Here is a 22,246-nt window from a genome sequence, read left to right as displayed (position 1 = left end):
TATAAATTATTTTTTATCTTTATAATTCATAATTTCTATCTCTTGACTTTCATAAACCATTAGGAAGATGAGATAATCTTAAACTTACTGATAAACTTACTGATAATTTAGCAAAGAAAACCCTCATTAAACATAATAACTACAGATATGGCATCTCAAACACCACTCAAAGGCACCGAATTGGTAGATTGTGCAAGAGCGAATGCCAAGCAGGGAATTGAAACTGCTGCTTATCAATGTGGCTATGGAGATGACCTCAACACCTTTGCACAAGAATTACGCATAGCCTGTGAGGAAATGAATTTACAAGTTAAGGAACTCACCGACTTGATTACCGATCAGGACTTGATACTGAATTTGGGGGCTGGGGAAATCGTTGCTCCAGATACGGCATCAAACCTGTGAGAATTAGGAATTAGGAATTATGAATGATAAACAATTTCATAATTCCTCCTCCTAATTTATTATTTGCTCACCATCTTGGTGAAAATATTACGGGTAATAGCTTGTGCGTCACCATTTAAAACAGAGGGACGTAGTTGCGGCGCATTATAATCATCTAAACCTTCAATTTCCCGCCTGGTAGCAGGATTGGTCAACTGCCAATCTGTTGTACCTGGCTTCATATTTTCAATAGTTATAGGATTGCTTGTCTGCCTTGGTTTTGGTAATACAGCCTGATTAGCTTTTGAAAAAGGAATAATAGTGATAGTAAGTATGAAAAGTGCTGGTAATAGGAATCTGATAACCGAGTTTATCTGTTTTCTCAAGAACATTTGACTCACAGTGATTTTATCACTTAAATTGCAACTTATTTATTGCATTGTGTCATTTTTATCTATAAGTCCAAAGAAAGATAATACCAAGCGTAAATAACGATTACGACTTTCTTAGCGCTAAAAGCGATTACCAATAACTTTTTATCTTCTCCTGTCACCAGACGCTACGCACTGGCGTGTCTGCACGACTTACGAGGCGCTACGCGTGAACAGAATCTGTAAATCTAAAATCTAAAATCCACGCATTCGTTAAGAGTTAGAGGTGAAGAATTCAGAATACAAAATTCAGAATTATTGCTACTGAGTTCTGAGTTCTGAGTTCTTCTTCGTAACTCACATCCTTAAAATAACTCGCGCTAAGTTGAAGTAAATCAAAACACCTAATACATCCACTGCTGTGGTAATGAATGGTGCTGACATTAATGCCGGATCTAAACGGAGGATGCGAAACAAAAATGGGAGCGCGGAACCAGAGACAGAAGCTAAAATAGAAATGGCTACAAGACTGATTCCAACTGCGATCGCCACTTCTAAATTCTTTTGCAGCAAGAAAGCCCACACCGTAGCGATCGTCCCCAATATTCCTCCCAGCAATGCACCAGCAAGACCTTCGCGTCCAATAACTTGTAAAGGTCCCATAGCACGAATTTCATCAGTGTTCATCCCGCGAATTACCACTGTGGAAGACTGCGCGCCAACATTACCGCCAGTACCGGTCAGCAAGGGGATAAACGCCGCCAGCGACACGACTTTTGCCAAAATATCCTCTTGTGACCTAATAATAGTTCCCGTCACGGTGTTGGTCACAAGCAAGACCAACAACCATACAACCCGCTTGCGAGCTACTGAGATTAAATCCAACTGAAAATAGTTGTCGCCTCCGGATTGCACACCACCACCCAAGGTGTATATATCCTCAGTGGTTTCTTCTTGCAGGATATCGATAACATCATCAACAGTGACAATACCTACAAGACGCCGTTCTCGATCTACCACAGGCACAGCCAGAAAGTCGTATCGTTGTATGAACCTGGCGACTTCTTCCTGGTCTGTATCGGTATAAAGAAACACCGGATCACGGTTCATAACGTCGCCAATTCTTTGCTCAGGTTGAGACGTCACCAACTCCCGTAGGGACAAAATCCCAGTTAAACGCCTTGCTGCATCCGTGACGTAGAGATAATAAATCATCTCGCTCGCATTAGCTAAGCGGCGAATCCGCTCTAAAGTTTCCGCCACGGTAAAATTTTCTTTCAGCGAAATTAACTCTGGCGTCATGATTCGCCCAGCTGTTCCCGCTTCATAACCCAAAAGTTGAGCCGTGGCTTGGCGTTCGCTTGGGCTTAGTTGTTCCAGCAATCGATTCACAATTTTTGCTGGTAATTCATCAAATAACCTAGCTCGGTCATCTGGCGACATTTTATCGACTATATCAAGGACTTCTTGACTTCTCAATTCCTCGATCAGCCGTTCTTGGACGCTGTAGTCGAGATGTTCATAAACTTCGATTGCTTCTTGTTTGGAAAGCAAGCGAAATGCTAAAGCGTGCATTGCTTCTGGTAACCCTTCAATCGCTTCGGCAATATCTGGAGCCTGTACGGGTACCAGAATCGCTTTTGCTCCCTGCAAGTCCCCAGCTTCCAGCAGCATTTGTAATTGAACTCTGACTAACTCTCGCAATTCCCTGCGCGATACGTCTTGGAAGGTAGAAGTCATACCGTTTGGAGTTTGCATAAGATACAACGAGGGTGATGCGAAATGGTATATTCTACTTAATATGTATAAGGGAGGGCAAGTTACTTATGAATCCCCAGCAGGGAATGAAAGTCAGGAATTGAAATTGAGAGCTGTTTCTGACCTTAGTTTACGAGAAAGTGCAAACGTAAAAAGTAAAACTTGATATTTTTCTGTATATACTTCAATTTTTAGTATTCTCTCACTAGAGATAGAAGAAATATTTTGCTTATGTCTGCTATTATTTTCTGTTGGTTAGATGTATTGTGGATTTAGGAATAATCACTTTCCTTGTCTCCTATAGCTCAACACTTTTTAGAAAAATATTGTCGCTGATTGGATATTACCGAAAACGTTAAAGTGTAAAGTTATATAACAATTCTATTGGTGTTGTGAAATTCTTGTTGTGTAGTACAGAGGGAAACAATCACACCTAACACCTACTGGTCGTTACCAACCAGCTTTTGCCTACTCATAAATTATTTAGAACTGCGCTAGACTGAATTTGATTAGCCTCTAAAAATTAGGCAATTTAATTTTTTTATATTAGTCATTTGGTTCTGTAGGTTTGCTTAATTCGCATTATGTTTATACTTCATTGAGTAGGATATTTTTTTCAATCTTCGTAGGGTTTATCGTAGGAATTTGCAGTGAATATAGACAAATTAGAAATAGACAAATTTACCCAACGCACACAGGGAATGTACAGGCGTTTAACAGATTTATACGAAAATCTGAACACAATGCCTATCATGCCAGATGTGCTCCCTCAAGCTCTTGTCGAACTTGGTAGTGCTTCAGAAATAGTCAGTTTGGCTACAGACGAACTTCATCAGCAGAATGAAGAACTTATACAAACACGAACTTTGCTAGAAGCAGAACGTCAACGCTACCAGGATTTATTCGAGTTTGCACCAGATGCCTACTTAGTAACAGATACCTTAGGTATCATTCGTGAAGCCAACTATATGACGGCGACACTACTGAAAATGTCACACCAGTATCTGGTAGGCAAACCAATAGTGAACTTCGTGGCGCTTCCAGATCGTGCAACTTTTCGCAGCTACCTCAGCCAAATATGCGGATGCACCAAGGTAAAAGAGTTAGTCGTACGCATTCAAAAACGTGATGGCGAGTTATTGGACGCCGCCATGACAGTGGGAGTTATCCGCAATCAGCAAGGTAAGCCAATAGCACTCCGCTGGCTGATACGTGATATTACTGAACGCAAACAAGTAGAATTAGCGCTGTCGAAAAATGACCGCGACCTAACTCAAGACCGCCTCTGGCATAAATATTGCAAAGGAGAATCTATTTCCCTCAACTTAACCACTCTTTGGTATGTGTGTCAAGGTTGTGTCAAGCTGACTACGGTGTGTGAAACAGGCGAGGAAGTCATGGTTGGGTTGGCAGCAGAAGGAATGGTTTTTGGTTCAACTTTGACCATGCTACACACTTACCAAGCAACAGCTCTATCGGAAGTAGAATTAGTGTCAATTGACCTTGCAGAAATTGCTGCTTCACCAAGCCTCAGTCATAGTTTGTTACCAAAAATTAATCAACGATTACGGCAAACAGAATTTTTTTTGGTGATTGCTGGTAGACGACGAGTACAAGACCGCTTTCAGCAATTATTACTCCTTTTAAAACAGGAAATTGGTGAACCAGTAGCAGAGGGAATTCGCCTGAGTGTTCGCTTCACTCATGAAGAACTTGCTAGCGCCTGCTGCACGACCAGGGTAACTATTACACGACTTATGGGCAAGTTACAACAACAAGGTCAAATTTACTTTGATTCCAAACATCACATAATTTTGAAAGATTAGCGACTAGCGACTAGCGACTGGGAAATATTTCCAATTTCTCATCCTCAATCGCCAATCGCAAGAGCATTTTTTGAAAGTTAAGAAAACTTTTTCACCCATGCTAACAGTCGTTTGGTGTTTGGTGTGAGCGCAGTGGAGAGATAGTAAGCATCTGCAGCCTTCCTAATGGCTTCAGCTTGAGTTGGGTAAGGATGAATCACTTGACTCAGCTTGTTCAAGCCAATATTATGAACAATTGCCGTTGTTATCTGTGAAATCATCTCACCTGCATGGCGGGCAACAATGGTAGCGCCTAATATTTTATCAGACCCTTTTGGATGGTGGATTTTGACAAATCCTTCTTCTTCACCATCGGCGATCGCTCGGTCTACATCACTAAATGGTATTTTTATCGTCGCGACATCAATACCCATTTCCTGCGCTTGGTGTTCGTACATTCCAACATGGGCAATCTCGGGATCAGTATAAGTGACCCAAGGCATAACTAAGCTGCTGAGTTTTTGTCGTCCCAAACCAAAAGGAGAAAACAGTGCATTTCTAATTACAATCCGCGCAGCAGCATCAGCAGCATGGGTAAACTTCCAGTTCATGCAGATATCGCCAGCTGCAAAAATCCTAGGATTTGTCGTTTGCAGGTAATCATTCACGATCACACCGTGGCGCTGGTCGTATTCTACCCCGACTGCTTCTAAATTTAGACCTTCCACATTTGGGGCGCGTCCTGTACCTATTAAAATGTCATCTACTGTAACAACATCCTGCTTACCATTACAGGTAAAGTAAACATTTTTGCCCTCGTTAGCCTTTTCCACCTTTTGTATCTGGGAATTCAGCACTAAGCGAATTCCTTCGCGAATCAAGACTTTTTCGACAATCTCCGCTGCGTCAGCATCTTCTTTATTGAGGATATGACTTCCTTTGTGCAAAAGTGTCACCTCACAACCTAAGCGTCGAAAAGCCTGCGCCAATTCCCCGCCAATTGGTCCACCACCAATCACCACCAAGCTTTGGGGCTTTTGGATCAGAGAAAACACTGTTTCATGCGTCAGATAACCCGCTTCTTCAATTCCTGGAATCGAAGGTAACATGGGTCTGGCTCCCGTAGCTATCACCGCTTTTTTAAACCGGAGAGTTTTGTCGCCAACTTCCACGGTATCGTTGCTGACAAACTGAGCGTTCCCTAGAAAGACATCTACCCCCATCTTTTGAAAGCGCACCGCTGAGTCATGGTAGCTGATCCCGGCTCTTATGCGCCGCATCCGTGCCATAACTTCAGGAAAATCAACATCAATATATGGACTTGGCGCTTGAATGCCAAAGTTTTTCGCATTCCACATTTCCCCAACGACCCGAGAAGACCGGATAATAGTCTTTGATGGTACGCAACCAAAATTCAAACAATCCCCACCCATAAGGTGTTTTTCAATCAAGGCAACTTTCAAACCCACACCCACAAGTGCTGCACCTCCAGCCGCCACCAAGCCTGCTGTACCCGCACCAATCACTACCAAGTCGTAATAATCAGCAGGTTGAGGATTGACCCAATTCTGTGGATGTACGTAAGAAACCAATGTCTGGTTATACTCATCCATCGGGCGAACTGTAACTCTTTGGAATTCTGACATTGGTGTACCTCCTTTGAGAATTGAAAATGCAAAATCCTTCTTGACAAGGACGACAATCTTTGCAATTTTTTGTGAGTTAAAAAATTGATAGATATCTTCCAAGCATTTCTCTACTAAGCACCGGAGGATGCAATTTTAATACTTCTATTCCAATTTAAGAATACCTTTTGCAGACAAGATCTCCAATCGCTATATCAAACTAAGAATACGACACTTATATGATGTGCAGCTTAAATCTTTCTTAATTTCTATCGTCGGAACCAGCTTATAATCCGCTTTGGAGAAACACCAAGTAAATAAGCCACAATAATGATTTGATTGGTCAGCGTGGTTTTGAAAACTCCGTTTTTCAGCCATCGACGTGCAGATGTCAAAATAGGTACAGCAATGATGGTAATTCCTCCAGTCCGCCTTAACCGTTGTATCAGTTCAAAGTCCTCCATAATAGCGAGTTCTGGAAACTTACCAATTAGATAAAATATTTCTTTTGTTAAAAAAATGGCTTGATCTCCATAAGGCATTTGCAAAAAACGCGATCGCCAATTCACCCCCCATTCCACCAACCGCAAACTCCATAGCTGTGCGTCTATCCTGAGTGCAAAAGCACCTGCCACAACCCCTCTTTGTTGCAGTGCAGTGCGAACCATAATATCAAACTCAGCAGGTAAGCGGCTATCTGCATGCAGAAACAGCAAAATATTTCCACTTGCAGCCAAAGCACCCACATTCATTTGAGTAGCACGACCACGAGGAGCAGAGATAAGCTTGACACCTAAAGATTCAGCAATTTCCGCAATACCATCATTTGAACCGCCGTCTACCACAATCACTTCCACATTTGTACTTGGTTGAGTGCTGGCAACAGCTTGTTTTATATTATTCACCTCATTAAGAACCGGAATGATAATGGAAATTCTTGCAGTGTCGATATTTTGAGTCCCGATTTCTGACAATATAAAAATTTCTCCTTATATTTGTTCTTAGAATCGTAAAACAGAGGGATATTTCATGGAAGCAACGGAGGTTTTAACTTCCAAAACCTTGAAAAAGCTGGAGGTACACCTGCGTAGTTTGGTAGGAAAAGCTATCAGTGATTACAACATGATTTCCGATGGCGATCGCGTTATGGTATGCCTATCAGGTGGTAAAGATTCTTACACCATGCTCGACATACTACTCAACCTCCAGCGCAAAGCCCCAGTAAACTTCGAGATTCTTGCGGTAAACTTAGACCAGAAACAACCAGGTTTTCCAGAACATCTATTGCCAGAATATTTGGAATCACTGGGAGTACCTTACAGGATAGTAGAAGAAGATACCTACAGCATTGTGACACGCGTAATCCCGGAAGGAAAGACGATGTGTGGTTTATGTTCACGCTTGCGGCGTGCTATTCTTTACCGTATCGCAAGCGAAGAAGGGGCTACGAAAATTGCACTAGGGCATCATCGGGATGATATTGTGGAAACTTTGTTTCTGAATATGTTCCATGCAGGAAAACTCAAAGCCATGCCACCAAAGCTTTTGAGTGACGACAGGCAACACGTAGTCATTCGACCACTAGCATACTGTTCCGAGCATGACATTGAGCAATACGCCAAGCTCAGACAATTTCCGATTATTCCATGCAACCTTTGCGGTTCTCAAGAAAACTTACAACGAGCACAAATCAAGCAAATGCTGCAAGCCTGGGAAAAAGAAAATCCTGGCAGGATTGAGAGTTTATTTAGTAGCCTTCAGAATGTTTGCCCATCCCATCTCGCCGATACCCAGTTATTCGATTTTGCCAGCTTGAGTACTTAGGAGGAGGCTCAATCAAGCCCTAGCGAAGCTAGTATCTGAATTAAAGATGTATTTTGTAAACTATCAATGAAGCGGAAAGTTCAAGCTTGGTTACACTCTATTTGCGGTGTCCTGTTCCTCCTTTGGCTGACTCTTGGCTGGTTGCTCGTAAATACCCCTGCTGTTCTAGCACAGGAAAACACCGTTAACTACACGTTCGCCGACTTACGATATCAAGATTTTCCAATAAAGATTTACACGGAACATACTTTGCAGGTGCAAATATGCAGGAGGCAAACTTTAAAGACAAATTTCAGTGGAACTATTATCACCAAAGCGTCGTTTGTGAAAGCAAACTTAAGCGGAGCAAATATTTGCAGGAACATTTGCTGATCGCGTCATTTTTGCTGAAGCCAATTTAACGAACACCAATTTTACCGATGCTATTCTCACCAGCAGTCGCTTCTTGAAGGCAGTCATTACAGGAGCAGATTTTTCTGGTGCAATCCTTGATACTTACGAAGCGAAGTTGATGTGCGATCGCGCTGATGGAATCAATCCGGTGACAGGCGTCTCAACTCGTGACAGCTTAGGATGTCGCTGAATAGTCAGTTATCAATTATCAGTTATCAGTTGATACTGTTAACTGATAATTGATAACTGTAACTGTTAACTGTTAACTGTTAACTGTTAACTGATTTAGTCATGACTGCACACTATTCCGATACAGCAGAGATTATCCTCCTCGATATTGAAGGCACAACCACCCCGGTTGACTATGTTTTTGGAGTGTTATTTCCGTTTGCCCGTGACCATGTAGCCAATTTTCTCACAACTCAGCAGCAGGAAGTAGAGGTGCAAACCGATTTGCAATGGTTAAGGCAAGAGTACGAAACTAATTTGGCACAAGGGTTATCAGTACCGCATTGGCAAGGAACGGAAGCGACAGCCCCTGTTGCGTACATACACCATTTGATTGCTATTGACCGCAAATCAACAGGGTTAAAATCGTTACAGGGCAAGATTTGGGAGCAAGGGTATCGGGATGGTACATTGCGATCGCAGATCTTTGCAGACGTAAAACCCGCGTTTGAACGCTGGACAAAGGCAGGTAAGCGATTGTTTATTTTCTCCTCTGGCAGTGTCCAAGCGCAACAACTCCTCTTTCGCTATAGCGAGGTGGGAGACTTGACTGGTTTTATCAGTGGTTACTTTGACACCCAAACTGGTTCTAAAAGGGAGGCTCAGAGCTATCACAAAATAGCCGATGCTATAGGAGTAGTGCCAGAAAAAATTCTCTTTATCTCAGACGTAACTGCTGAGTTGAAAGCTGCTCAGGGTGTTAGAATGCAAACGCTCTTTTCCATACGACCAGGAAATCACTCGTCGGAGTCGGAAGGATTTGCAGCGATTCAGAATTTTGATAGCGTTTGAGTCGGTTTGTACTGCTATTTCAAGATTGTCTTTACAGCAATAAAAGCAGAAAGCCCACTCCAACGAGCGTGTGGGACGGACAGTTGCTGTGAGTTCGGGAAACCCTCCTTCAGCACTGTCCTCATGAATGCGTAGCACCTTTAGGTGCAGTCAGATATTATCTTCTCAAGAGAACGAATCCATTCACGAACTAGATCTGTCTTGGTTCGTTTTGTTTTTTCTGCATACTTTTCTAGAATTCTCATTTCATGTTCTGGAACTCTAATGCTTAATCTAATTTCTTTCATATTTGTGTGGCATATATGAACACAAATATGCTAACATATATTTATCGTCAAAAGATCAAAACGATGTTAGTCTTAGAAGCCAAGTTAAAAGGGAAACAAAGTCAATACAATCTATTGGATGAAGCAATTAGAACGGCTTTGTTTGTTCGTAACAAGGCTCTAAGACATTGGATGGATAACAAGGATGTTGGCAAGAATGACCTTCAAAAACTCTGTAGTGTTTTAGCTAAAGAATTTGACTTTGCTGATAAGTTAAATTCTATGACTCGTCAAGCATCTGCTGATAGAGCATGGTTTGCAATATCTCGGTTCTACGATAATTGCAAAAAGCAGAAACCAGGTAAAAAAGGCTATCCAAAATTTAAAAAACGAGGACATTCTGTTGAATATAAAACAACAGGTTGGAAGCTATCAGATGACAGAAAAAACATCACATTCACAGATGGTTTTCAGGCTGGAAGATTTAAGCTTGTTGGTACTTTGTACCTTCCGTTCTACTCTGTTAAGCAGATTAAGCGCGTCAGAATAGTTAAACGGGCGGATGGTTACTATTGTCAATTCTGTGTTGATGTAGAACGTCAAGAACAACATCAGCATAATGGAAAACAAGTAGGAATTGATGTAGGACTTGAGTTTTTCTACACTGATTCTAATGGGAGTACTGTTGAAAATCCTAGAGTCTTGCGTAAAGCTGAGAAAGCTTTAAAACGTAAACAACGCAAAGTCTCTAAATGTAAAAAAGGTTCATCTAATCGTCGGAAAGCTGTAAAGAAGTTAGCTAAGAAGCACCTCAAGGTAAGTAGACAGAGGAAAGATTTTGCTGTTAAGACAGCAAGAACTCTAGTCCAGTCAAACGACTTGGTAGTCTATGAGGACTTGCAGGTAAAGAACATGATAAAAAATAGACGCTTGGCTAAGTCTATCAGCGATGCATCATGGTCACTGTTCACTAGTTGGGTGGACTACTACGCCAAAATATTTGGTACTTGGGCAATAGCAGTTGCACCACACTACACATCGCAAGACTGCTCCAATTGTGGGACACGAGTTAAAAAATCTTTGTCTACTCGTACCCACAAGTGTCATGAATGTGGAACAGTCCTGCATCGTGATCACAATGCAGCAAAACAAATTCTGATCAGAGGAATAAAAAGTACCGTAGGGCATACGGAATCTAAAGCTTGTGGACAGAACAACCTCTGCTTAGGTGAGGAAACTCCTTTAAGTAAGTTGACTGGATGAAGCAAGAATCCCCACGGCTCCACTTCGTTAAAGCCGTGGGAGTGTAAAATGTATCGATGCTATGCATGAGCTGTATCGATGCAATGAATTGCAAGATAGTTAATTGCTAGCTATATTCAATACGTTATTCATCAAATTACACATAGCAATTGCAGTAAGCTGTTTATTTATCGCATTTGTAACAAACGACTATGGCAACGATTAACGACAACTACCTCAAGCTGAAAGCAGGATATTTATTTCCCGAAATTGCGCGACGGGTGAATGCCTTTGCTCAAGCTAACAGTAACGCTAAAATCATTAAGCTTGGGATTGGTGACGTTACAGAACCACTGCCGGAAGCTTGCCGCACAGCTATGATTAAGGCAGTTGAAGAAATGGGCGATCGCGCTACCTTTCAGGGTTATGGTCCAGAGCAAGGTTATGCTTGGTTGCGGGAGAAAATTGCGGCACAAGATTTCCAAGCGCGGGGGTGCGAGGTTGATGCATCTGAAATCTTCATCTCGGACGGTTCCAAATGCGACACGGGCAATATTCTCGACATCTTTGGCAACGACAACATCATCGCTGTTACAGACCCCGTTTATCCGGTGTATGTGGACACAAACGTGATGGCGGGAAATACAGGAGACGCCAACGATAAGGGCGAGTTCGAGGGCTTAGTTTATCTGCCAATTACGGCTGAAAACAACTTCACTGCCGAAATTCCCTCTCAGAAAGTCGATTTAATTTACCTGTGCTTCCCCAATAACCCCACGGGAGCCGTCGCCTCCAAAGAACACCTGAAGGCGTGGGTAGATTATGCCAGAGCAAATGGCTCTATCATTTTCTTTGATGCGGCTTACGAAGCTTACATCACCGATCCAGAAATTCCCCACTCGATCTACGAGATAGAAGGAGCAAGGGACTGTGCGATTGAATTTCGCTCCTTCTCTAAGAATGCAGGCTTTACCGGCACGCGTTGTGCGTTCACCGTAGTACCGAAGAACCTGACAGCAAAAGCAGCCGATGGTTCTGATGTGGAACTGTGGAAGCTGTGGAACCGCCGCCAATCCACCAAATTCAATGGAGTGTCTTACATCGTGCAACGCGGAGCCGAGGCGGTTTACTCTGAGGAAGGAAAATCACAAACTAAGGAATTAGTCAACTTTTATCTTGAAAACGCCAAAATTATCTGTAAGAAACTCACAGATGCAGGATTAGGAGTTTTTGGCGGTGAGAATGCGCCATATGTTTGGGTGAAAACACCCCATGCTCTGTCGAGTTGGGATTTCTTCGATAAGTTGCTGCACACCTGCAATGTTGTAGGTACGCCTGGTTCTGGGTTTGGTGCTGCAGGTGAAGGTTACTTCCGCATTTCGGCTTTTAATAGTCGCGAGAATGTGGAGGAGGCGATGAAGCGAATTACAGACCGCTTTACAACATAGCTTTGATTTCTTAAGAATCTTGGGCGATTGCCCAAGGGGCAGTGGCAAAGCCAATCGCTATTCCAAAGACTAGACACAGATATCCTTTCGCCCCTCCAGGTTTTCTTGAAGGGGCGAAAATCTAAGCTTGTTTGGTTGTTTTCAGTAAAATGACACAACTGAATTATTTTGACATTTGTCGCATTATTTCCCAATAAATACAATCCGTCTCGTCATTTGTTTCTAGAGATTTATACGAGTCATTTAGCCGTCCTTCTTCTGTCTCTAGCCCCAATATTTTGTAGGCAACGTATCGAGCAACCTTTCTTCTCTTGCGTCTACGGTTGGGTGGAGAGTTTGCGCCAACATGAGTTAGTACGAATTGCTTAATTTGGTCGCGTTTTCGTTTTCTCATATTTTTTTAGGTATAACAATTGACTTAATATACTTATTAAGTAATTCCTATAGCTTTTCGCGCTAACCGCACAAAAAACAAAATTTTATACTATTTAGTGAGAGTAATTACTAGCATAATTATTACGTGAGTTCGATGTATCTTGATTTGACCCCTCTCCAAACCTCTCCCCTTGTAGGGGAGAGGCTTAAAACTCTGATTTTTACATTGCTCCTTCCTCTCCTTGTAGGAGAGGGAGGTTGGGTGGGAGAGGTTTATCGAACTCACGTTAATTATTGCTGTTTGAGAAATGGCGATCGCATGATTGCACTGCGCTGAGCGCGATCGCTCTCCCTAGACGTGGGTTTTCACGGGAACTCCTCATATCATGTGTGGTTAAAGATTTATTATTAAGAGCGCACCTTTTCACGGGGTAGGGAGCAGGGGGAGAGAGTGGGGAATGCTCACCCCTACCTAGCTGTAGGTTGTTCAAACATCCCATAATCCAATACAGTTCACTTAGGGCTGAACAATATGAATTTCCAGTGTGTAGAGACGTTGTATGCAATGTAAGATTGCATTGGTTGACGGTAGATCAATTCTCTTAACTGAACCGTATTGTCCCATAATCCTGAAAAACGATGCCTGATACCTTGACAGAGCGATCGCCCCAATGAATGAGTTAAGTTGCGATCACTTATCAGATGTAGCGAACCTGATTTGTCATCTCATCGGCTGTAACTTGATTCAAAATAATTAGCAATCTGCGCAAAATTTCCTGGGGTGGACGACGAACAGCGAAGATAATCCCGTAGTGCTCTTGATTCGCTGCAAAATAAGCTTGTGCCAAAGCTTCAAAATCCACACGATTATGGGACAATAACGTCATACGCTGACTGACTGCATAAGCTAGCTGTTCTTCATCAGTTTTGCCAAGCTGACCCGCTTTTTGTGCAGTGGTTGCTTCAAACCCCCTTGCTCTAAGCAAATCAGCTAATAACACGTTAACATCCTCATCCAGGTAGAAGCTGATAAAAACTCCGCTCATAAGTCTCAAACCAACGGGTCAATCATCTCCTCTGGAATTCGGTTACGCTCAATGTAGCTGTTGATTTCACTTTGGTGATCGAGATAGTAGCTCAAAGCATCAAACACCTGAGCCAGAGTCAGATGGGGTAAACCTTGCGGGATTTCTTCAGGTGCAGCTCCCATCCGCCAGGTTTCCACAATAGCTCTCACGGGTGTGCGTGTTCCTCGAATAATAGGTTCACCACCCAATATGGCATCATCCCTAACAATGTATATATGCTCTGTAGCCTGAACCATGATTAAATCTTTAATTTATTATTTTAATTTATTATGAGTCTTTATTGTGACGCTTTATCACTCATAACTGCACGCCTAACTTCTCAAGCAGTAACACTGTCATAATATTCAAGTGGACGCTCATGTCGTGCAGTAACCCTTGGAAGTTGCAAAATAAAAAAAGCCGTGTTTTGAACGTTTTCAACTTTAGGATGATGACAATCAAAGAACAACTCCTCCAAGAACTTGATCAAGTCCCAGAGTCTGCCTTGCAGGAGGTACTTGAGTTTGTGCGCTCCTTAAAAACTAGCCATAAAAGTGAATTGCACGAGAGTGACACCTGGAAAGCTTATTTGGCTTCTAAGCGAGAACGAGAGGAGGTCTACCGTCGCCTTGCTAGTTCCTAAGTTTCTTACCCTGGATGAAGTCTTAGCTATTCACGCAGATGAAATTTCTAGCTTTGGGGGCAGCTATGGTGTTAGGGATAGTGGTCTACTCGAATCTGCTCTTGCTCAACCCCAGGCTACATTCGCAGGTGAGCTGCTGCATCCTACTATTCATGAGCAAGCAGCAGCCTACCTTTATCACCTAGCCACCGAACAAGCGATCGCTCTACTTAGTAGGACGCAGGTTTAGCAGCTCTTGAGGAGATGCCAGCATATCAATTGCCACGAAGAAAATTTTGCCTTCGGGATTGAGTAAGAACCGCCACGCAATGTTCATACCAACTTGGACACCGAACCAAGGAGTTTGGACTTTGCCTGTGATTTTCAGTTGCTTAGAACCATCTGGTAGAGCCTCGCTTATACCCTGCTCCGGCATAATATTGAGTCCCTGTGCTTCTGCACGCATATAGGCAATGATTGACTCACGACCAATAATCGGCTTCTGGAATGGCGGTTGCACGGCACCATCGGGAGTAAATAAAGCAATAGCAGCCTCAAAATTATCTGCGTTGAGAGCCTCAAAATAGCTCAATACAGCAGGCTCTGTGATGCCCTCAACTGTGATCTGAGTGGGAGCTGGCTGGGTACGCGGAAACATTGGTTCTTTAGCTGCTTTTGAGTACCCACTGGAATTAACCTCAGGCTCAAATCCCATGTTTACTACAGTATTACGCAGTACCGTAATTTGCTGACCTGGATCGAGTTTCTGGATGGCTTCTAGCACGAATTTGACGCCATCACTCATTTGATAGCCAGGCGGGATGGGAGCAACAATGCCCTTTTTCATCAACTCTCCTAACTCAAACCAAAAAGCTAGCTTAGTGTTGACACTAAAGCTGGCATAGGAACGGCTGATCGGAGTGTCAACATAACCAGCAAGATCCCTCATGAGTTGCGTTTGGTCGTTATTAGACATCTGCTTGATTTGGTTTAGCAGTCCTTCTGCTAATTGCAGACGTGCAGCTCCAGGCGCTGCGGGAGTGATTGAACGACCTAGTTCAGTGTAGGCAAACCAGAGTAATGCCAGTTTATCGTCAACGTTCAGTTGATCGAACAGTGCTATTGTGGCAGGAATTGGACTAGGAACTTGAGTGCCAGAGAAAATCTTTTGCGCCGACTCAATAGATAAGGACATCGTCAGAATCTCCTGGTTTATTTATTAACTTGTTGCTTTTAAAATCAGAGCGTAGGAGGTTCAAGTACTAAACAGGCTGGCTCCCCCATCAAGCCGTGTCTAGTCAGAACCTCAGGGATCGTCAACAGCCAGACAAAACCAATTATGGTACTTTGCGTGTACATTGAGTTTTTCTGCAAGCGGAGTGAAGCCAATCTGGGAGCTACATATGCAAGTACATCTGGGTCACAGAGGTGACGCTCACCTTAGTCATGAATGACGTGGCTGCGTGCTCATGAAAACTCCTGACCTGTGGTTTCATCCGGTTTGTAAACTAATGTAACAGTTTATTTAACTTTTGTAAAATTATTAAAAAAATAACAATTGTTGGTACTTGTTCAAAACAACGGTATGGATCTATCGTTGCAGCCTGTGGAGGTTAAGAGGGTACTCAACCTATAAATCAGGAAATTCGGGCCTGCGAGGTTGGAAGCTCCTTGCACCCTACGCTTGCAGTGTAGCAGCGATCGCGTCACCTACTCAAACTTTCCCTTAAGCCAAAACCTCAGTCTTAAGGCAGATCCTTATTAGGGATTAACTCAGATTAAATAGAAAAAACCGTGTATGCATACGGATAAATCTTCATGAAGCGCGACGCCACTGGTAAGTTTGTGAACAATTGGGACTCAGAAACGAAACGACGAGTTAGCCTATCTCTTACCAGTACAGCGTGGCGATCGCTCGATAAGGCGGCTCACACGCGAGGAATTTCTCGTTCGGAAGTGATTGAACACTTTGCCCGCAGTCTGGAAAATGAACAACATCTTGATGCCAATGTTCAGACGGACAATGCTCAAAATGGTTTGCCACAAGAATGCATCATTGAGCAACAGCACACTCAACTCATCGCTGCTCAAGAAGCTGAGCGCAAGGTGGCAATAATCCTTGAAAGCATTACGGATGCCTTTGTTGCCTTTGATTGCAATTGGCGCTACACCTACGTGAATCAAGCGGCGGCTGAAATTTTGCACAAAACGCCAGAACAACTGATTGGAAAACACGTTTGGAACGAGGTGTTTCCCGATCTGGTGGGTGGGGTAGCATATCACGAAATGCATCGAGCAATGGCACAGCAGGTGCCAGTTTCCTGGGAAGAATTTGGGGAGCCTGTTCAGCGTTGGTTAGAAGTGAATGCCTATCCGTCTGCTGAGGGTATAGCGGTTTATTTTCGCGACATTAGTGAGCGCAAGCAGGCTGAGGCAGAACGGGAACGGTTGCTGCAAGAACTGGAAACCGAACGTACTCGGTTTGAAGCGGTTTTGCGACAAATGCCTGCTGGTGTGATGATTGCCGATGCTGCAACTGGCAAATTGGTTCTCGCGAATGAACAAGCCAAAGAGATTGTTGGGTACGGCTATGAACAATTGCTGGAACTGAACGAGTACGATCGCATCGTTTCATACATTCCACTTCGTTGTGATGGTCAGCACTATACTCATGAAGACATGCCCTTGGGGCGATCGCTTCAAACAGGTGAAGTGGTTTCTAATGAAGAAATGGAGCTACACCGGGAAGACGGTAACCGCATTTTCATCAATTTGAACTCAGCACCAATTTTAGATAACCGGGGGCGGATTGTTGCAGCTGTTGTCGTTTTTCAGGATGTCACTGAGCGCAAACTTGTAGAGCAAGCGTTACGTGAAAGTGAATCTCGGCTACGAGGTTTAGTTGATGCGAATCTCATTGGCATTATTCTTGGCGATTTTCAAGGCAATATTTTAGAAGTCAACGACGCTTGGCTAGCTACTTTGGGTTATACACGCCAAGAAGTTTTATCTGGAGCTGTAAACTTCCTTGAAATTACCCCACCGGAATTTCGGCACTTAGACGAGCAAGCAATGGCACAGATGAAGCAAGTCGGTAGCCATACGCCGTTTGAGAAAGAATACATTCGTAAAGACGGGACTCGTGTCCCCGTCTTGATTGGAACTGCCTACCTGGGAGGAGCAGACGATTTAGGAATAGGATTTTTAATTGACTTGACAGAGCGCAAACGATTGGAATCAGAACTGCGACAGCGAGAGCAACAGTTTAAAATGGTGGCGGAAAATGCCCCAGATATTATTAGCCGAATGGATGCAGAGTTTCGCCACCTTTATGTCAGCCCTTCTGTAGAACTGGCGACGGGTATTCCATCAGAGCAATTTATTGGTAAGACTAATGCCGAGCTAGGAATGTCAGAAGACATCAACAGCATTTGGGATGACAGTTTGCGGCAGGTTTTTGGAACAGGTCAGGAACAGATTATTGAATTTCGTTTTCCGACTCCAAAAGGTCTTCGATGGTATCAGGCGCGTATCGTCCCTGAATTTGCAAGTGATGGTTCTGTTGAAACGGTACTGAGTATTGCTCGCGATGTTACCGATTACAAACAGGTTGAGCGGGCATTACGAGAGAGTGAAGAGCGTCTGCGGCTGGCACTTGCAGCAGCACAGATGGTTGGATGGGATATGGATTTAATCACAAATCATGTGGTGTGTTCTCCGAATGCGCTAGAAGTTTGGGGCGTTCAAGAAGGCACGGCAGAAGAGTTTTTTGCGGTTATTCATCCAGATGATCGACAACGGATAATACAAGCGGCGCAACGGGCGATTGCTGGAGAACTGTCCTACAAGCAGGAGTACCGGGTGATTGCTCCAAACGGCATTGTCCGCTGGCTCAACAGCGTGGGACGAGTTTATCTCGATGCGACTGGACGGGGAGTTCGCATAATTGGCGTTTCCGTCGATATTACAGAGCGCAAACAAATTGAAGCACAGCGCGATCGCCTTTTAGAACGAGAACAGGCTGCCCGTCGATCAGCAGAAACTGAACGCAAGCGGTTGCATGATATCCTGATGCAGTTCCCTGCCATGATTGGAATTGTGACAGGTCCGGATCTTGTCTATGAATTTGCTAATCCAACCTATCTGCAAGTGGCTGGGCGGACTCGAGACATTATCGGTAAATCGATGCGCGATGTTTTCCCAGAGCTAGAGGGGCAAATTTACTTTGACGTGGTCGAGGAAGTTTACCGGACGGGAGAAACGTTCATTCGGGATGAGTCGCCCGCTTACTGGGATCGCAACGGCGATGGTGTGTTGGAAGAGGCATTTTTCAACTGCGTCTTTCCGGCTTGGCGGGATGCTGAGGGAACAATTCAAGGAGTTTTGATTTATAACATTGAAGTCACCGAACAAGTACGAGCAAGGCAACAAATTCAGCAACTGCTCGAAAATCTTCAACAGAAGGAGAGACAACAGCAATTCCTGCTTGAATTAAACGACGCGATTCGTGCCATTCAAGATCCGAAAGAAATCATGTGGCAGGTTGTTCGTGCGACAGGACAACACTTCCAAGTGACTCGCTGTACCTACGGTGAAATTGATTCCACGCAGGAATACGTCATCGTCGATCGCGATTTTTGCAATGGTGTCATCAGCGTCGTTGGTAGTCACCACATGGATTCCTTTGGTTCTGAAATCATTGCCCAGTTGAAGCAGGGCAAAACAATCGTTGTCGATGATGTTGATGCAGATCCACGCACGCGCGGATCTGCGGCGGCTGCTTTTGATGCCATTCAAACAAAATCTCTCCTGTGTGTTCCCTTGGTGAAAGAAGGGCGGTTTGTAGCATTGTTTGTATTGCACCATGTTTCCCCTCGTCAATGGACACAAGAGGATGTGGCGCTGATGGAGCGAATTGCTCAAAAAACCTGGCTAGGCGTGGAGCGATCGCGCACAGAAGAGGCACTGCGCGAAAGTGAGGCGCACCTGCAACTGGCGGTGAAAGTTGGACGCATGGGCACATGGGATTGGGATATGCAAACTGGCGCACTGCTTTGGTCGGAAGGACACTTCACGGTGCTAGGTCTGCAACCGAATGAGTGTGAACCCAGTTATGAAGTTTGGGCAAGTCGGGTTCATCCAGATGACTTAACACAAGCCGAAGCAAAATTTCAGCAAGCCATGCAAGGCTTGAAGGAGTATCACCACGAATATCGCCTGCGTTGGTCGGATGGCTCGATTCATTGGGTAGAAGCCAGAGGAAAATTTACTTACGATTCTGAGGGAAATCCTAAACACTCGATTGGTGTTGTTATTGACATCACAGAGCGCAAGCAAGTTGAACAAGAACGGGAACAGTTGCTAGAGCGAGAACGAATTGCCCGTGCTCAAGTCGAAGCCGCGCAACGCCAACTGACAACCATTTTTGAAACTTCTCCGCTGGGAATTGCTTTGTTAGATAGCGAGCAGCGATTTATTGCCATTAATGAAGCATTAGCCCAAATCAACGGATTAACCCGCGAACAACACTTAGGGCATTCAATTGCCGAACTCTTTGGTAAATCCGATCCGCAGATAGTTGAAGTATTTCATCAAATTTACACCACAGGCAATCCCTTTATCTCACCTAGCTTTGCTGTCAACGTTCCCGGACGCAGCGATCGCACTCCCGGTTACTACAACGTTTACTATCTGCCAAGAACGAACTCAAACCATCAGGTAGAAGACGTTTTAGTGTATGTTGTAGACGTGACAGAGCGAGTACGGTTAGAGTATGCCCAACGCTTTCTTTCGGAGGCGAGCGCAGTTCTTGCCTCTTCGCTCGATTACCAAACCACCCTGGAGCGAGTGGCACAGCTTGCAGTACCTGCATTGGCAGATTGGTGTACAGTGCATATGGTTGAAGAAGATGGTTCAATCGAGCAAATTGCAGTAGCTCACACCGACCCTGCCAAACTGCAATGGGCGCACCAAATCAGAGATAAATATCCTCTGAACCCGGATGATCCTCGCGGTGCTGCATTGACATTGCGAACTGGGCAATCAGATTTGTTAGCGGATATTCCAGACGAATTGCTCGTACAAGCAGCCCGTGATCCAGAACATTTAGAAATTTTGCGCCAGGTTGGCTTCAAATCTGTGATGAGTGTGCCACTACGAACCCAAACGCGAATTCTAGGTGTCATTTCCTTTGTTTCAGCCGAGTCTGGACTACAATACGATTCAATCGATTTGCAACTCGCAGAGGAACTGGCTCACCGTGCTTCCTTAGCGATTGATAATGCTCAATTGTACCGGGTCGCTCAACGCGCTCGTGCCAAAGCAGAAGCCGCTAACCGGGTGAAAGACGAATTTTTGGCGGTGCTGTCCCACGAATTGCGAACGCCCCTTAATCCGATTCTGGGTTGGACAAAAATACTGCGAAGTAAGCGGCTAGACCCTACAAAAGTTGACCAAGCCTTAGAAACAATCGAGCGCAACGCCAAGCTGCAAGCGCAACTGATTGAAGACTTGTTAGATGTGTCGCGCATCCTCCAAGGAAAAATGACATTAAATGTTGCGACCGTGAATTTAGCTGCAACAATTGAAGCAGCACTAGAAACGGTACGACTGGCAGCACAAGCCAAGAACATTCAAATTCAGACTACACTCAAGCCAATTTCAGGAACCATTTCAGGCGATGCGAACCGCCTACAACAGGTTGTCTGGAACCTCCTTTCTAATGCCGTGAAGTTCACACCATCTAGAGGACGAGTCGAGGTACTACTGGAGCAAGTTGGCACGTATGCTCAGATTCAAGTCAAAGACACAGGAATTGGCATCAGCCCAGAGTTTTTGCCTTATGTGTTTGAATACTTCCGGCAAGAAGATGGCACAACAACACGAAAATTCGGCGGGTTGGGATTGGGACTGGCGATCGTCCGCCATTTCACTGAACTGCATGGAGGAACCGTTGAGGCAGATAGTCCGGGACAAAATTTAGGGGCAACATTCACCGTCCGGCTACCGTTAAACGTCGCCGAGCAGAAGTTATCTTCTTCTAATGACAGCCAGAAAGAAAGTGTAACAGACCTAACAGGTATTCAGATATTGGTTGTGGATGATGATGCCGATATGCGGGAGTTAGCAGCATTCATCCTGACGCAATCTGGCGCACAAGTGACGACAGCCGCTTCGGGAGCACAGGCATTAACCCTCTTGAATCAGTCTGTTCCCGATCTACTACTGTGTGACATTGGTATGCCAGAAATGGATGGCTATTCCCTGATTCGGCAAATCAGAAAATGGTCAGCCCGACAGGGAGGAAGTATTAAAGCGTTAAGCGAAGCTCTGCCGAAGGCAATCGCCCTCACTGCTTATGCGGGAGAAATAAACCAGCAACAAGCCTTAGCAGCCGGATTTCAGATGCATATCTCCAAGCCTGTTGAACCAGAGATGTTAGTGCAGGCAATTGTCCAATTGCTTCATCCCCTTGGGCGGGGCAAATCAGTGTAATTGTGCCTGTTGGTATTCGTCATTGCTGTAACCTTTCACTCAAGGGACTCTTGATAAAAGGTTTGCAGCAAATTTTCTAATTTCTCTTCAGGACAACATTCTATCAACGCTTCAAAAACCTCTAGCAATTTTGCTGCACTGTCTCCTAATATTGGACTCAATCCCCAAACATCCTGCACCCAGTCCTCAGGACTTGCATCTTCAAAAATAAGACGCTGTAAAAGCTGCTTGGCTTCTATTTTAGAAATCGGCATAAGTTTTATTGTTTTTAGAAAAAAATCAATCAGGAGGTTGCTGATAAGTAATGAGCATTAGTAGTATAAAGCTTACAGAGCTTAACTTTAGCAAGTTTTTCAATAGTGACAGTTTTGTGAAATTGCAATAACATTACCAAGATTTGCAGCCGGAGTGTACTGCGTGGGTGTGAGTAGTTTTTGAAAGCAGTTTTGGTAAAATTTGGGCAGCATTTTCATTTGATAGGTCTTGTTGACAATACTTGACCTATCTTTTTCTACCCTAAAAGCGTCACACCGTTCTACAGTCATGCTTTGC

Annotated in this window: 19 protein-coding genes and 1 pseudogene; 10 read left to right on the top strand and 10 right to left on the bottom strand. The window is 44.1% G+C overall.

Annotated elements, in window-relative coordinates; genetic code table 11:
• Positions 1-147: 147 nt before the first annotated feature.
• Positions 148-405: a hypothetical protein gene (locus V5G28_RS21545; protein ID WP_096569703.1), complete on the top strand. Its 258-nt coding sequence runs from the start codon at positions 148-150 to the stop codon at positions 403-405.
• Positions 406-464: 59 nt separating this feature from the next.
• Here the strand turns inward: V5G28_RS21545 and V5G28_RS21540 are convergent, their stop codons facing one another.
• A complete protein-coding gene (locus V5G28_RS21540) occupies positions 465-626 on the bottom strand; it encodes a hypothetical protein (RefSeq protein ID WP_332990915.1) in 162 nt (53 codons plus the stop codon).
• 486 nt (positions 627-1,112) lie between these two features.
• Positions 1,113-2,513 carry a magnesium transporter gene (gene mgtE, locus V5G28_RS21535; protein WP_332990913.1) on the bottom strand — a complete coding sequence of 467 codons (1,401 nt, stop codon included), beginning with the start codon at positions 2,511-2,513 and terminating at the stop codon, positions 1,113-1,115.
• Between the two features lie 650 nt (positions 2,514-3,163).
• Between mgtE and V5G28_RS21530 the strand changes: the two genes are divergently transcribed.
• Positions 3,164-4,339, top strand: a complete 1,176-nt coding sequence (locus tag V5G28_RS21530) for a PAS domain S-box protein (protein ID WP_332990911.1) — start codon at positions 3,164-3,166, stop codon at positions 4,337-4,339.
• Between the two features lie 77 nt (positions 4,340-4,416).
• On the opposite strand, the gene V5G28_RS21525 is transcribed toward V5G28_RS21530, so the two are convergent.
• Positions 4,417-5,964, bottom strand: a complete 1,548-nt coding sequence (locus V5G28_RS21525) for a mercuric reductase (protein ID WP_332990909.1) — start codon at positions 5,962-5,964, stop codon at positions 4,417-4,419.
• Positions 5,965-6,212: 248 nt separating this feature from the next.
• The gene (locus V5G28_RS21520; protein ID WP_332990906.1) at positions 6,213-6,917 is read right to left on the bottom strand and encodes a TIGR04283 family arsenosugar biosynthesis glycosyltransferase; all 705 of its coding nucleotides are present in this window, start codon (positions 6,915-6,917) and stop codon (positions 6,213-6,215) included.
• A gap of 55 nt (positions 6,918-6,972) precedes the next feature.
• Here V5G28_RS21520 and ttcA point away from each other — a divergent pair, with 55 nt between their 5' ends.
• The 3 genes and pseudogenes from ttcA (at position 6,973) to mtnC (ending at position 9,180) form a co-directional block, all read left to right on the top strand.
• The gene (ttcA, locus tag V5G28_RS21515) at positions 6,973-7,767 is read left to right on the top strand and encodes a tRNA 2-thiocytidine(32) synthetase TtcA (protein WP_332990903.1); all 795 of its coding nucleotides are present in this window, start codon (positions 6,973-6,975) and stop codon (positions 7,765-7,767) included.
• A 66-nt stretch (positions 7,768-7,833) separates the two neighbouring features.
• Positions 7,834-8,350 (top strand): annotated as a pseudogene (locus V5G28_RS21510) (pentapeptide repeat-containing protein).
• A 101-nt stretch (positions 8,351-8,451) separates the two neighbouring features.
• The gene (gene mtnC / locus V5G28_RS21505) at positions 8,452-9,180 is read left to right on the top strand and encodes an acireductone synthase (RefSeq protein WP_332990901.1); all 729 of its coding nucleotides are present in this window, start codon (positions 8,452-8,454) and stop codon (positions 9,178-9,180) included.
• A 140-nt stretch (positions 9,181-9,320) separates the two neighbouring features.
• Here the strand turns inward: mtnC and V5G28_RS21500 are convergent, their stop codons facing one another.
• The gene (locus tag V5G28_RS21500; protein ID WP_073630747.1) at positions 9,321-9,467 is read right to left on the bottom strand and encodes a ribbon-helix-helix protein, CopG family; all 147 of its coding nucleotides are present in this window, start codon (positions 9,465-9,467) and stop codon (positions 9,321-9,323) included.
• A 63-nt stretch (positions 9,468-9,530) separates the two neighbouring features.
• Between V5G28_RS21500 and V5G28_RS21495 the strand changes: the two genes are divergently transcribed.
• Positions 9,531-10,709 (top strand): RNA-guided endonuclease InsQ/TnpB family protein, encoded by a 1,179-nt coding sequence (locus V5G28_RS21495; RefSeq protein WP_332991056.1) that lies wholly within the window; start codon positions 9,531-9,533, stop codon positions 10,707-10,709.
• Between the two features lie 191 nt (positions 10,710-10,900).
• Positions 10,901-12,136, top strand: coding sequence for an LL-diaminopimelate aminotransferase (locus V5G28_RS21490; RefSeq protein WP_332990898.1), 1,236 nt, complete (start codon positions 10,901-10,903; stop codon positions 12,134-12,136).
• A 163-nt stretch (positions 12,137-12,299) separates the two neighbouring features.
• Here the strand turns inward: V5G28_RS21490 and V5G28_RS21485 are convergent, their stop codons facing one another.
• From V5G28_RS21485 to V5G28_RS21475, 3 genes are all read right to left on the bottom strand, one after another.
• On the bottom strand, positions 12,300-12,530 hold the full coding sequence (locus tag V5G28_RS21485) for a hypothetical protein (protein WP_332990896.1): 231 nt from the start codon (positions 12,528-12,530) through the stop codon (positions 12,300-12,302).
• A 679-nt stretch (positions 12,531-13,209) separates the two neighbouring features.
• Positions 13,210-13,557 (bottom strand): DUF5615 family PIN-like protein, encoded by a 348-nt coding sequence (locus V5G28_RS21480; RefSeq protein ID WP_332990894.1) that lies wholly within the window; start codon positions 13,555-13,557, stop codon positions 13,210-13,212.
• A gap of 5 nt (positions 13,558-13,562) precedes the next feature.
• Complete coding sequence (locus tag V5G28_RS21475) at positions 13,563-13,835, bottom strand: DUF433 domain-containing protein (protein WP_332990892.1); 273 nt, start codon at positions 13,833-13,835, stop codon at positions 13,563-13,565.
• A gap of 191 nt (positions 13,836-14,026) precedes the next feature.
• On the opposite strand from V5G28_RS21475, the gene V5G28_RS21470 reads away from it, so the two are divergent.
• The gene (locus tag V5G28_RS21470; protein WP_332990890.1) at positions 14,027-14,221 is read left to right on the top strand and encodes a DUF2281 domain-containing protein; all 195 of its coding nucleotides are present in this window, start codon (positions 14,027-14,029) and stop codon (positions 14,219-14,221) included.
• Positions 14,208-14,450, top strand: a complete 243-nt coding sequence (locus tag V5G28_RS21465) for a type II toxin-antitoxin system death-on-curing family toxin (RefSeq protein WP_332990888.1) — start codon at positions 14,208-14,210, stop codon at positions 14,448-14,450. The genes V5G28_RS21470 and V5G28_RS21465 overlap by 14 nt, the downstream gene beginning before the upstream one ends.
• Here the strand turns inward: V5G28_RS21465 and V5G28_RS21460 are convergent.
• Positions 14,427-15,395: an orange carotenoid protein N-terminal domain-containing protein gene (locus tag V5G28_RS21460; protein ID WP_332990886.1), complete on the bottom strand. Its 969-nt coding sequence runs from the start codon at positions 15,393-15,395 to the stop codon at positions 14,427-14,429. The genes V5G28_RS21465 and V5G28_RS21460 overlap by 24 nt on opposite strands.
• Positions 15,396-16,018: 623 nt before the next feature.
• Between V5G28_RS21460 and V5G28_RS21455 the strand changes: the two genes are divergently transcribed.
• Complete coding sequence (locus V5G28_RS21455; protein ID WP_332990883.1) at positions 16,019-21,694, top strand: PAS domain S-box protein; 5,676 nt, start codon at positions 16,019-16,021, stop codon at positions 21,692-21,694.
• 35 nt (positions 21,695-21,729) lie between these two features.
• On the opposite strand, the gene V5G28_RS21450 is transcribed toward V5G28_RS21455, so the two are convergent.
• Positions 21,730-21,948, bottom strand: coding sequence for a hypothetical protein (locus V5G28_RS21450; RefSeq protein WP_332990882.1), 219 nt, complete (start codon positions 21,946-21,948; stop codon positions 21,730-21,732).
• Positions 21,949-22,246: the final 298 nt, after the last annotated feature.

It is taken from the genome of Scytonema sp. PRP1, assembly GCF_036697665.2.
GTDB lineage: Bacteria > Cyanobacteriota > Cyanobacteriia > Cyanobacteriales > Nostocaceae > Kalymmatonema > Kalymmatonema gypsitolerans.
This window is presented reverse-complemented; position numbering and strand designations above follow the sequence as displayed.